The organism is Ruegeria sp. CDSC085, assembly GCF_059610465.1.
The window spans coordinates 86,682-98,135 of the sequence record NZ_JBXWNR010000006.1 but is presented as its reverse complement, the minus strand read 5'-3'; the positions used below and the strand labels follow the sequence as shown (position 1 = coordinate 98,135).

The 11,454-nt window shown below is 53.6% G+C and carries 10 protein-coding genes; 6 read left to right on the top strand and 4 right to left on the bottom strand.

Going from position 1 to position 11,454, the window contains the following annotated elements; all coding sequences use genetic code 11:
* Positions 1–144 precede the first annotated feature (144 nt).
* Together AC2FJB_RS11110 and AC2FJB_RS11105 are read left to right on the top strand one after the other, a co-directional pair.
* On the top strand, positions 145–975 hold the full coding sequence (locus AC2FJB_RS11110; RefSeq protein ID WP_496718425.1) for a peptidyl-prolyl cis-trans isomerase: 831 nt from the start codon (positions 145–147) through the stop codon (positions 973–975).
* Positions 972–1,961: a HupE/UreJ family protein gene (locus tag AC2FJB_RS11105; RefSeq protein WP_496718427.1), complete on the top strand. Its 990-nt coding sequence runs from the start codon at positions 972–974 to the stop codon at positions 1,959–1,961. Before AC2FJB_RS11110 ends, AC2FJB_RS11105 begins: the two co-directional genes overlap by 4 nt.
* Before the next feature lie 162 nt (positions 1,962–2,123).
* Here AC2FJB_RS11105 and AC2FJB_RS11100 read toward each other — a convergent pair whose 3' ends face one another.
* Positions 2,124–3,071 carry a helix-turn-helix domain-containing protein gene (locus AC2FJB_RS11100; protein WP_496718428.1) on the bottom strand — a complete coding sequence of 316 codons (948 nt, stop codon included), beginning with the start codon at positions 3,069–3,071 and terminating at the stop codon, positions 2,124–2,126.
* Between the two features lie 57 nt (positions 3,072–3,128).
* On the opposite strand from AC2FJB_RS11100, the gene AC2FJB_RS11095 reads away from it, so the two are divergent.
* The 4 genes from AC2FJB_RS11095 to AC2FJB_RS11080 all read left to right on the top strand — a co-directional run bounded on the left by AC2FJB_RS11095 (position 3,129) and on the right by AC2FJB_RS11080 (position 6,903).
* Positions 3,129–3,350 (top strand): hypothetical protein, encoded by a 222-nt coding sequence (locus tag AC2FJB_RS11095; protein ID WP_117873753.1) that lies wholly within the window; start codon positions 3,129–3,131, stop codon positions 3,348–3,350.
* Positions 3,351–3,354: 4 nt separating this feature from the next.
* Positions 3,355–5,019: a sulfatase-like hydrolase/transferase gene (locus AC2FJB_RS11090; protein ID WP_299897321.1), complete on the top strand. Its 1,665-nt coding sequence runs from the start codon at positions 3,355–3,357 to the stop codon at positions 5,017–5,019.
* Between the two features lie 142 nt (positions 5,020–5,161).
* Positions 5,162–6,139 (top strand): HlyD family secretion protein, encoded by a 978-nt coding sequence (locus tag AC2FJB_RS11085; RefSeq protein WP_496718429.1) that lies wholly within the window; start codon positions 5,162–5,164, stop codon positions 6,137–6,139.
* A 17-nt stretch (positions 6,140–6,156) separates the two neighbouring features.
* Complete coding sequence (locus tag AC2FJB_RS11080) at positions 6,157–6,903, top strand: porin family protein (protein ID WP_117873743.1); 747 nt, start codon at positions 6,157–6,159, stop codon at positions 6,901–6,903.
* Between the two features lie 259 nt (positions 6,904–7,162).
* Here the strand turns inward: AC2FJB_RS11080 and AC2FJB_RS11075 are convergent, their stop codons facing one another.
* From AC2FJB_RS11075 to AC2FJB_RS11065, 3 genes are all read right to left on the bottom strand, one after another.
* Positions 7,163–8,233 (bottom strand): DUF2793 domain-containing protein, encoded by a 1,071-nt coding sequence (locus AC2FJB_RS11075; protein WP_496718430.1) that lies wholly within the window; start codon positions 8,231–8,233, stop codon positions 7,163–7,165.
* Between the two features lie 168 nt (positions 8,234–8,401).
* Positions 8,402–9,841, bottom strand: a complete 1,440-nt coding sequence (locus AC2FJB_RS11070; protein WP_496718431.1) for a mannose-1-phosphate guanylyltransferase/mannose-6-phosphate isomerase — start codon at positions 9,839–9,841, stop codon at positions 8,402–8,404.
* A 69-nt stretch (positions 9,842–9,910) separates the two neighbouring features.
* Complete coding sequence (locus AC2FJB_RS11065) at positions 9,911–10,804, bottom strand: UTP--glucose-1-phosphate uridylyltransferase (protein ID WP_117873737.1); 894 nt, start codon at positions 10,802–10,804, stop codon at positions 9,911–9,913.
* Between the last annotated feature and the right edge of the window lie 650 nt (positions 10,805–11,454).

Sequence of the window (11,454 nt, the reverse complement as noted above, 5' to 3'; positions counted from 1 at the left end):
ATTGAAAGCCGAGGCGGTGATCTCCACCTCGGCGAATTCACAACGTTTCCGGAACACCTGGATTGCTCATTTTCTTGCAAAACCCAACCGGTTGATGACAGCATCTGTACGTAGAACCTGAGCACGTTTTACGCAGGAGACTCCATGCGAATACTGAAAGAACCTCTGTTCCATTTTTTCTTGATTGGAACGGCAATTTTTATTTGGTTCGATATTGTTGCACCGGACAACGAGACCGTCGAAGATCTTGAGGTGATAACAATCGACGAAAATGACGTCGCATTATTGTCTGCTCGGTTCAAAGCGCAGTGGAAACGCCCGCCAAGTAAAGCGGAGTTAGAAGCTTTGGTCGGTGCATCAATTCGGGAAGAGGTTCTGGTCAGGGAAGCAAGAAAGCTTGGTCTGGATCGCGGAGATACCTTGATAAGGACCCGGTTAAGTCAAAAAATGGACTTTCTGACTGAAGCCATTGCAACGTCGGTAGTTCCGGAGGACGAAGCTCTGGAGGCATTTCTTCAGGAAAACGCGGAACGCTATGCAACGCCTGTCATGGTTGCCTTTAATCAGGTCTTTCTTGGAGAGAAACCCGGAGAGGCCGAAATCGAGAAAGCACTGGCCACCCTGCGCGCGCAGCAAGACTTTTCCGATTTGGGCGGTTCGACATTGCTGCCGGCGTCAATGCCCTTGTCCGCGACGCGGGTTATCGAGTCGGTCTTTGGAGGAGGTTTTTCGAAAGGCATCACAGAGGTCGAAACAGGTCAGTGGACGGGGCCGATCCAGTCAGGTTACGGAATTCACCTTGTTGAGGTCGTTGCTATCGAGCCCAGTCAAACACCTCCTTTGGCTGAAATCCACGACGCGTTGCTGCGGGATTGGCGTCGGGAAATGAGTGAAGCTCTGGCGCAAGCGCAATACGATTCTCTTACCGAAAACTACGAGATTGTGGCGCCCGATCTTTCAGGCCCTGCCAAATGAGAGCCGCGATTTGCTTGCTGTTTGCGCTGCTGTTCGTGTGGTCTGCAAATTTCGCCACTGCGCATGCGCTTGATCCGGGATATCTGGAAATTCGTCAAATCGCTTCCAATACATGGAGCGTTCATTGGCGAAAGCCTGATGTGAATGGTCAACCGATGGCGATTGACGCCATATTGCCAGATGGCTGCACTCCGGCGCGTGGCCCTGATCCTGTTTCCGACAGCCGAGCGTGGATTTCATCCTGGATCGTCGAGTGCCACGCGGAAATCGCGGGTCAACCCATTGCCATTGAAGGCCTTGAGACCCAGAGAAACGATGTGTTGGTGCGTTTACACCCTCTGGATGCTGAACCTGCGACGCTTCGTTTTACCCCGGATGTCAGTGTTCAAATCATACCTTCTGAACAGTCGACATGGTCAGTGTTTGCAGCATATTCTCAGTTGGGTTTCGAGCACATACTGGAAGGCTGGGATCACCTTCTGTTTGTCTTCGCGCTGTTTGTTCTGGTCCGTGATCCGTGGAAACTTGTGGGGGCAGTAACAGCGTTCACACTTGCGCATTCAATAACATTGGCGTTGGCAACGATTGGCGTTTTGAATGTTCCTGGACCACCGGTCGAGGCCGTTATCGCACTGTCCATCGTGTTTCTGGCGATGGAGATTGTCAAAGGCGGTGAAGGACGGTTCCGGCTGTCAAAGCAGAAACCCTGGATCGTCTGTTTCGGGTTCGGTCTTTTGCATGGCCTTGGTTTTGCAGGGGCTTTGGCTGACATCGGACTGCCCTCCAACGATATTCCCGCGGCATTGCTGGCCTTTAACCTCGGTGTCGAAGCTGGGCAGCTGAGTTTTATTGCTGCTTTGACTTTGCTTTTGGCGGCCTGGCGGCTGGTAGCACTTCCAGTAGGTAGAAATGCCACGGTTTTGACCGCGTATGGGATCGGGTCAGTGTCAATGTACTGGCTGATAGAACGCGTGAGCGGGTTTTGAACCGCGGCGAAGTCGCGAGAGTTGAGCAAGACATTGTAGATCATGACGGCGCACGTGCCTGAAGAGGAATATGGCCAGAGCCTGGCTTGCAGAACTTTTACGCCGTTTTGGGTTTGATGTCATGAAAAGCCATGGTCACAGACAACACAAAGACAATGGTGCTCAATCGACAGTAGCCGATGGTAATTCGCCGAAACATTTTCGGTAATCCTGTGAGAACTGTCCGATATGCCAAAAGCCATATCTGTTTGCAGCGTCGGAGATTGATATTTCGCTGCCCTGCTCCACAAGCAACCTACGAACCCAGTTGAGGCGGAGTCTCGTGTAATATGCCTTTGGGCCGATTCCGAATTTTTCGTTGAACGCGCGTTCCAATGTGCGCAATGACACACTGATATCCCCGCAGATCTCGCTGATGGGGACGTTTTCGTCCGGGGTCGCCGTCATCCGATCGACTGCCGCAGAGAGTGCCAGAGCTTTTCGGTTAATCCGCGGTTCTCTGCGATCCGCCCCGCCCCCCGAAGCGATCCGGAGCAACTCCTCGATCAAATGGGTTTCGCCCTGTTCCGACGAACTTGGGTTCGCCAACAAAGCCTGAATGTCGTTCAGAAGCGCAGCTGAGCGATCAGGTGGCGTTGCAGGTAACAAAAAGGCCCCGAATTCTGTATCAGAGGCTGCGATCCCCAACTTTTCAACAATTTCCATCGCATACTCAGTTTCAACTGTCATCGTATATCCGCCGAACCCGCTGTCGCTGATACAGTCGAACTCATCGCCGCTGCCGAAGGACAGAAACGGTGGTGTTTCAATGCTGATACCCTTCCAGTCCGTTAGTTTTGAATGGGTAGGGATGCCAAACGTGAGATGGCCTTTCGGAGACGCGCCGATTTGGTGCACACGCCGAGAGAAGCCAAACTTTACAACGGAAATAAGTGGGCTGGACCTAACTTTGAAATCCGCCTGCATTTCGCCGTCTTCGATCTGACGGAAGTCCATATCCCATTTGGATATTGCGGTGATCTGGTTCGGATCCCGAAAAGTGGCTTCAAAAAACCGGGGTGCTTCTGGCAGCGCCAAGTCTTGTTTTGTCGAATTTTTGATGCGGTCCAATATTTCTCCCCTGTAGTTTGCATGAAAAGCTTAGTCGAAACATAGGAATATGTTCAAATGAAATTGCCCGATCCGCTTGCCTCGCCCAAACGTGGCCGCCCTCAGCTTCCGAAAGCGGAAGTGCGGTCCGAACGGATCGTGACCCTTCTTACACCCTCACAGCGTCACAGGCTCACACGTCTTGCGGAGTCTACTGGTCAGACACTTTCCAGTGTCGCCCACGATCTTATCGCACAGGGTCTGGAGCGAGAAGAAAACCCAAGAAAAAAGGATATCTAAAGAAATGGATCTAAAGTTTTTTTTGCTTGGCTCTCTGGCGATCAGCGCACCAGCCTACGCGCAGAATGCACCCATTGCGCATGATTCCGAATTCTATATCCTTCAGGCCCAGAACAAGGATGCCTGGGAGCAGGATGATACCGCCGTTGATCAGGCTCTCGCGGCGTTTCGTGAAGAGAACGGCGGCAATCCTCCGAACATCATAAGTATTCTGGTCGATGACATCGGTTTCGGGGATATGGGTATCCCAGAATTGAACGCGGTACGCGGTATCAGTACGCCGAACATCAACGATTTCTCTGACGAAGCGATGCGCATGGTGCGCATGTATACAGAGCCATCCTGCACCCCGACCCGTGTGGCCCAGACGACCGGTCGTCTGCCGGTTCGGATCGGAATGGGTGATACGACCGTCGACATCGCCGGTTTCGGTTTGCCCGGAGAGGAAGTGACGCTTGCCGAGGTTCTGAAGGCCGAAGGATATGCCACCTCGCATGTCGGCAAGTGGCACATGGGTGACATTGCCGAGAGCTGGGCAATGAACCAGGGGTTCGACTATGCGCAGCACGCCGTTCATCAGCAGGGTCAATTGACGATTTTCAATGACGATGCAATCCGCGAACAGGTTTCGGTTGGAATTGCAGATTTCGACGACGATTACACGATCGACGACTGGTTCCGTCCCGACGCATCGGCCATGGCCACGGTGATCGAAGGAAATGCCGGCGGACCTGTTCGTGAAATCCGAATGGAACCGGGTGAACGTTGGAACGCAGCCAAATATGACGAGATGAACCAAGCTTTTCAGGACAAAACCCTTGCTGAACTGGAACGCTTGGCTGGCGGCACTGAGCCATTCTTCCTGCAGTACTGGCCGATGATCCCACTGGACAACACGCGGGCTGGACGGGACGGACCGGAAAGCGTGAATGGCGGTCTGTACGCCGACAAACTGCAAGAGTTGGATACGTATTTGGGTGAAATCTTCACGCGCATGGACAAGCTTGGTGTGGCGGAAAACACGATTGTCGTGTTGATGGGCGACAACGGCCATTTCACCAAGTATTCACCGGAATCCGGCTTTACGCCAATGGTCTATCGCGGAGGCAAAGGCGATACGACCGAGGGCGGGGTTCGCGTGGACGCTTTCATAAGGTGGCCGGCTCTGATTGAACCAGACAGCATGATCAACAACATTATTCATGTGTCTGATCTTTATACGACACTGGCTCGGTTCGGCGGCGCGGTTCAGCATATTCCCCGAGACCGGTTGATTGACGGTGTGGATCAATCTGCCTCGATCCTGTTTCAAGATGAAAGCAAAGGTCGGCGTGATCATGTGATTATCTATTCGGTGAGTACTCCGAAGGCGATCGTCAAGGACAAGCTGAAGCTCAACCTGCCCGGGCCGGGTCAAAATGCGATCATTGCAGATTTCTTTGATGTGATGCGCGACACGCACGAAAAGTACCCGGTTTCAACCGAAGTTGGTGCGTGGGGCGGGCAGGAGTTCATCCGTATACTGGGACGCCACATGGCGAGAAAAGAGCTGTATCCAGATACTGGCCCTGCCACAGGTATGCCGTATGAAGGAATTGGAAACCTGCGACCGGAAACTCAACAGGCAGTCGAGGCTTTCATGGTCAAACGATCTTCGGTGCAACAATGAAACAGGGCCGCGCGTATCAACAGAAATGCGCGGTCATGCGAGTGACAAGTTAGGGGGCAACATTGGCGTACTATTCCCGCTGCATCCATAACCAAAACTGCAACTCACTGGTATCAGCAGCTCTGCGCACCGGAGTAAGCGTATGCTTGTTGTTTTAGGGCTCTTTTTCGGAGTGATCTGGGTGGTGTTTTCCAAGCTCGGGCTACTTCCATGGAACCGGTTCTGGAAATCTGTAGTCTACGGGGGCGCCGCAATCATTGCTCTGGTTGTAATCGGGGCCCTCAACCACACCACGCCGACTGGTCCTTTTTCAGCGCAGGGTGTTGCCACCAACATTGCCCCTAATGTGTCAGGTACCGTCATTGACGTTTCAGTTCGCCCCAATGAGCGGGTCGCGAAAGGGGATCCGCTGTTCCGGATCGACGATACGCCTTTTCGGATTGAGGTCGCCCGCCGGACGGCCAGTCTTGAATCTGCTCGTTCTGCGGCAGATCAGTTACAGTCCGACCTGGCAGCGGCGGAAGCCGACATTGAATCCCTCACCGCGCAATTGACCTTTGGCGTCCAGCGCCGTGACGACTTTGTCGATCTCGAAAAGCGAGGGGCAACGACAACCTTCCAGTTGCAGGAAGCCATGTCTGCAATCGATCAACAGTCCGCAAATCTGCCCGCGCCCGAGGACGGCTTTGTCACAGCCGTTTCTCTACGTCCCGGAAATCGTGTGTCCGTTGCACAGGGGGCTATTTCTTTTATCGTCCCCGATGACCGCTATCTGATCGCAAGCCTACCGCAATCAAGTCGTATGAATGTTGCCGTCGGCAGCAAGATACGCCTTGCTCTGCGAACCTTGCCGGGCAGCGAGAATTCTGGGACAGTCGTATCGCTTCCCGTGGGAGCGGCAGAGGGAGCTGTCGACTTGCGTACGGGCCTCCCATCACTGAGCGATCTGGCCGGTGTGTCCAGTTATCCGGTGTTGATCGAAGTTCCGGACCAGTTGAATATCGATGAGCTCCCGTTAGGGACCTCTGGCACCACACTTGTGGTAACGGACAAGGCCGGCGCAATTGGTGTGTTGGCGGAAACCCTGTTCTGGATCACTAAGAAGTTGAATTACATCTGAAATACTGGAGGGACGAAATGAATATAGAATATGGGATTAAAGGGATCGGTTTAGCCTTGGTTATGGCGACTGGAACAACCGCTTCCGCGCAGCAAAGCGATTGGTCCTATGAAGCTACGGTTTATCTTTTCATGCCTGAAACAGAAACGTCTATCGAAACGCCGTCGGGGACATTGGACGGAACGTTGAGTTTTTCTGACGCTTTGAGCAACCTGGATTTCGCCTTCATGGGCGCGTTTGCGGCATCCAATGGGCGTTGGAGCTTGCTGGCAGACTACAACTATACAAATTTATCTTTTAGCAACACCGGATCCGGTCCGGCTGGATCCAGTCTCGACACATCATTTACCACCCAATTCCTCAGTGGATACGTGGCTTATCGGGTCTATGAAGATCCTACTGTTAAACTGGACATTGCTGGTGGTTTCAGATGGTTCAGCACCGAAACAAATTTCACTCTGACGCCCAGCTCGGCACCGGGGCGTACGACTACAGTTGACGGCGATTGGGTCGATCCGGTCATTGGCGCAAGGGCACGTTTCGTCTTCTCTGAAAAATGGACGGGAACCGGGTTCGTTGACTATGGCGGCTTCCGCAACGGCAGCGAAACTTGGCAGGTTCTGTTGACGGCAGATTATGCCATCAATGATAGATGGGTGATCCGTGGCGGATATCGCTATATCGCCTTCGACCATGAGATCGGCGGCAACGATTTCGAGTTCAGTCAGTCCGGGCCGGTGATCGGGGCGACCTACCGCTTCTGATTGATTGTAAACGAATATTGTTTGCGGTTTCGACCTGGCACGAGACGTCAGACGGGCAGATCGCGCAAGTATGCTGGGTGCAACCTCCCTCTATGCGTTGTTTGCTGCATTCCTTAAGCGGGAGTTCCAGCAGCCATCTAGCTTTTTCCAGAGTGGTGAAAGGCTGCAAACCCGGTGATGCGGGGATGGCGCGGAACGGGTCGCAACCGATCTTCGGTCGGAATGGCCGCCTGATCCGGTATCCAGGCGGCCCTGCCTGTCAGAACCAGCGACCAATGGCTGTGACGGCCGGCGTCAGGGCTGCCGAATCCGAGATCGCCGAGAAGACAATGAATGTCGATTGGGACGACGAAGGCGTATCAAACCCGGTAAACCGGGTCGCAACGCCTCCAGAGCCGTTCAGGTTCGGGGGCGTCGAAAAGTCAGCCGGAAAACCCCAGGTTATTGGGCCGCTTTTGAAAAGAGTACCCTCAGCAGTCGTGCAGGCCACGGGAGCAAGCGTGGCCGTACAGATCTGAGTACCGTCGGCAAACCGCACGTAATCTCCTTTGGCGTTACTGCCGCGCTCAATGACCGCTCCGGTCGGAACACCAGCGTTTTCCGTCACTGTTCCAAGAAGGTTGCCGGGTCCGTATCCGTAATCGGCGCGCATCAGGCGGCCTGTGGTTGTATCACTGGCATCTGCCTGAACAGCTGTCCCTGACACGGTTCCGGCAACAGGATCAAAGGTCATCACTTCCGTCCAGTAACTGCCATCGGGAGACACTTTGATGGAAAATCCAGTGCCGCCAGACAGTCCCATTTCGGCGTGACCGGTCCAGTTCGATTGAAACAACAGCGATGCTGTATCACCTGCGCTGGCTTTGTTGATCTTTAACTGATGTCCGCCACCTTCGTGGCTCAGCAAGGTCGCAGGGCTGCGAACGGACAGGCGGTTCGTACTGTCAGAATTTGTAGCCACCCCGACTCCGTCAAGGTTCTGAGTGCTGACTGGCAGGGGGGCCCAAGTAGTTCCTGTCCAGTATTTCAGAACTCCGGTCGCTTCATCCCAGGCGCGCCAGCCGATGCCGGGGGTCACGAAATGCCAGGCGTTGTCCAACCAGGCGGCAAGTTCGCCGGCATGCCCTGCCCAGTCTCCGGTCGGGTTGGCTCCAAGAGCATGAACTTCGCCTTGCGCGGGGACAACAGGCGGGGTTCCGGAATCCGTTGAGTGTACCGAGAGTTGCACGACCAAATCGAGCTGTCTCAGGGCTTCGTTGTGGGTAACATGTTTTTGCGCTTGTGCCGGTTGCAGTAAAGGCAGGTTCAATCGGGGGGATGTTTGTGACACGGGGGGTCCTCCTGTGGCGTCGGTCCGAAACTTCGGTTGCGCGCTACCCTGCCGTGAATAGCGTCAATCCTGTCTGACCGGGCCGACCGCCCAAGAAATGTTTTGCTAAGTTTTGGTCCTCAGCTTGGAAACCGCCACTGAATAGGCGCGCGTTAGGATCGCCCAGAATTAAGCCCGGGCGTAAATGTCCTCGTATCGGATGATATCGTCTTCACCCAGGTAGGTGCCGGTCTGAACCTCGATCAAAACCATAGGAACTTTCCCAGGGTTTTCCATTCGGTGCGTGGCTCCCAGTGGAATATAGACTGACTGGTTTTCGGTTACCAAACGCTCCTGATCATCGATAGTGACCTTGGCTGTGCCTTCGACCACGATCCAATGCTCGGAACGATGATGGTGAGACTGCAGGCTGAGCGACGCGCCTGGATGAACATGGATGCGCTTGACCTGAAACCTGTCGCCGATCACTAGGCTTTCGAACCAGCCCCATGGTCGATGATCCACAGGCAATGATTCAGCCTGTTTCACCCCTTTGGCCTTTAGTGCCGTAACGGCCTGTTTCACGTCCTGGGCCTTGTCCATGCTCGCGACCAGAACCGCATCGGGCATCGCAATGGTGATTACGTTTTCAAGACCCATTGCCACGACTTCCAGCGCGGGCGACTCGGATCGTATCAACACGTTGCGGCAGTCGATTGCGGTTACTTCTCCGTTGGTTGCTACACCGTCTTCATCGGGATTCGATAGCTCTTGAACCGCGGTCCAGCTTCCGACATCAGACCAGCCGGCAGAATACGGCACCACGCTTAGGTTCGTGGCTTTTTCCATCACTGCGTAATCTATTGAAATGTCGCCCACACCCGCCCAGGCTGCTGGGTCCAGTCGGAGAAAGCCCAAATCTGTTTTTGCCTCAGAAACGGCCTTTTGAACTGGTGGGATCAGTTCGCTCGCGTGCTGTTCAAAAGCTGCTATGATATCGCGAACTGCAAACAGGAAGATGCCTGAGTTCCAAAGATAACTTCCATCCGATAGCATCGCCTCGGCCGATTTCAGATCAGGTTTTTCTACAAAATGATCCAATGGGACAACTTCATGGGTAGATTCCGGAGGATGACGAAGTTTGAGATAGCCGTAACCGGTTTCCGCGTGTGTTGGAGTGATGCCAAAGGTAACCAGATCGCGCCGTTCACTTATTGTCCGTACGCCTTCAGCAACGGCTTGATGAAAGGCTTCCATGTCCGGAACCACATGATCTGACGGCGCCACAAGCATGATGCCTTCCGGATCACGCGCTGCCAAAAACAAGGCCGCGGAAAGAACGGCGGGGGCCGTGTTGCGCCCTTCGGGTTCGATCAGAATGGGGCCAGGGTCAATTCCGACGGCCGTCAATTGTTCCGGGACAATAAAGCGAAATGCCTCGTTGGTCAGAATCAGGGGCTTTGCATATGGCGCTTGAGATGGTCCGAGCATCCGTTCCGCGCAATTTTGCAGCAGGCTTGTTTCGCCGACCAGCTGAACGAATTGCTTGGGATAGCTTTTGCGTGACAGGGGCCACAAACGTGTTCCCGATCCACCGCAAAGAATGACGGGGTAGACTGTATTGGTCATGCACGTTCCTTCGAGCTTCGGGTGACTGACGGTATTGCCATGTTTTTAGTCAAGTAAAACCACCCATGGCTACTGAGCAGCTTTCCCAGTGGCGACAATGTCGTTCAGATATTGGCTCAGATCATCACGCAGGTCTTCGCGGGCAAGAGCAAAGGCAACGGTGGCTTGCAGAAAGCCTGATTTTGAACCGCAATCAAAACGCTGACCGTCGAATTTGTAACCGAAGGCGGGAACGCCGGCGGCAATGTCCTGGGCGATGGCATCGGTCAGCTGGATTTCACCGCCACTTCCCGTTTTTTTTGCGTTGAGGTTGTTCAAAACGGAAGGCCGAAGCACGTAACGGCCGATGACCGCCAGATTGGAAGGTGCTTCCGATGGTTCGGGCTTTTCAATCATGCCTCTGGTGGGGACGACGGATCCGATATTGTCGCCAACATCGAGTACGCCATAGGAACTAGTCTTTTCCTTCGGAACTTCCATCGCCGCGACCATGTTGCCACCAGTGTCTTCGTATGCCTCGATCATTTGTTGCAAACAAGGCTTGTCGGCGGCGATGACATCGTCAGGCAGCATCACGGCAAAAGGTTCATCGCCGATCAGCCGTCGGGCACACCAGACGGCGTGTCCCAGTCCCAGTGCTTTGTGCTGGCGGATATAAGCGATCGCCCCGCTTTCCATATTTGTCTTGTTCAGGATTTCCAGAAGCTTGTTCTTGCCTTTGGCTTTCAGCTCTTGCTCCAGAACCAGGTTGTGGTCGAAGTAGTCTTCAAGCGCGGATTTTCCGCGTGATGTCACAAAAATGAATTCCTTGATCCCGGCGGCGCGGGCTTCGTCAATTGCGTACTGCACCAGCGGACGATCCACCAGTGTCATAATCTCTTTCGGTACGGATTTGGTCGCTGGCAAAAAACGCGTCCCCATGCCCGCTACTGGAAAAACCGCTTTGGTGACTTTGCGTGTCATGGTGCCTCTCAATATATAAGTTTTGCCAGAAGAGCAGGAAATGTCCGGAGTGTCCTCATAGGCTGCAATACCCTGTCAATCAATGATGCCTGACGGATCAGGCATGTAATCAGTCAAATCGTGCCACCTTGCCAAGGAGGAGTCAAAAGCCTGGTCGGATGCGATATACATACAATACTTGCGCATCAGATGCTTGGATAGTTGGCTGTTTACCTCCTGTAGAGGGAGGCAAATCATGGTCAGTCCATCACGAAAACGCATATGCAATGATCTGATTGCAGTATCCTTCAGAGTATCACTTTCTTAGGAACGATCCGACTGTGTTGCGGTTCCACGTATCATGCTATTTTTTATGCGGTTTTCCCACTTGGAAGACGCAGTTCTCTTAAAGCCGCGCATACTGTCCGCATTCGGGTATCAATGGTCTGAAGGACAAACCGTGCCAATGGTTTTTTACGGACCGAGGGTTTTCCTTTGCGAAAGGGCTGCTAGCTGCCCTTCGCAACTCACCAAAGTTTTTAACTTGCCCCTTACCCGCTGTTTTCGAATGGGCAACAATTGGCGCTTGGTTTCGGCGATAGGTTCTGAAAACGCCTGATCTAGGCGCAAAGGATAAATGAACGGGCAGGGTGGCAGTGTCTACTGATCAC

What these genes read in the sequence shown, in the direction of transcription:
- AC2FJB_RS11110 (WP_496718425.1), top strand. Translation starts at nt 145, where the DNA reads ATGCGAATACTGAAAGAACCTCTGTTCCATTTTTTCTTGATTGGAACG.
- AC2FJB_RS11105 (WP_496718427.1), top strand. Translation starts at nt 972, where the DNA reads ATGAGAGCCGCGATTTGCTTGCTGTTTGCGCTGCTGTTCGTGTGGTCT.
- AC2FJB_RS11095 (WP_117873753.1), top strand. Translation starts at nt 3,129, where the DNA reads ATGAAATTGCCCGATCCGCTTGCCTCGCCCAAACGTGGCCGCCCTCAG.
- AC2FJB_RS11090 (WP_299897321.1), top strand. Translation starts at nt 3,355, where the DNA reads ATGGATCTAAAGTTTTTTTTGCTTGGCTCTCTGGCGATCAGCGCACCA.
- AC2FJB_RS11085 (WP_496718429.1), top strand. Translation starts at nt 5,162, where the DNA reads ATGCTTGTTGTTTTAGGGCTCTTTTTCGGAGTGATCTGGGTGGTGTTT.
- AC2FJB_RS11080 (WP_117873743.1), top strand. Translation starts at nt 6,157, where the DNA reads ATGAATATAGAATATGGGATTAAAGGGATCGGTTTAGCCTTGGTTATG.
- AC2FJB_RS11070 (WP_496718431.1), bottom strand. Translation starts at nt 9,841, where the DNA reads ATGACCAATACAGTCTACCCCGTCATTCTTTGCGGTGGATCGGGAACA.
- AC2FJB_RS11065 (WP_117873737.1), bottom strand. Translation starts at nt 10,804, where the DNA reads ATGACACGCAAAGTCACCAAAGCGGTTTTTCCAGTAGCGGGCATGGGG.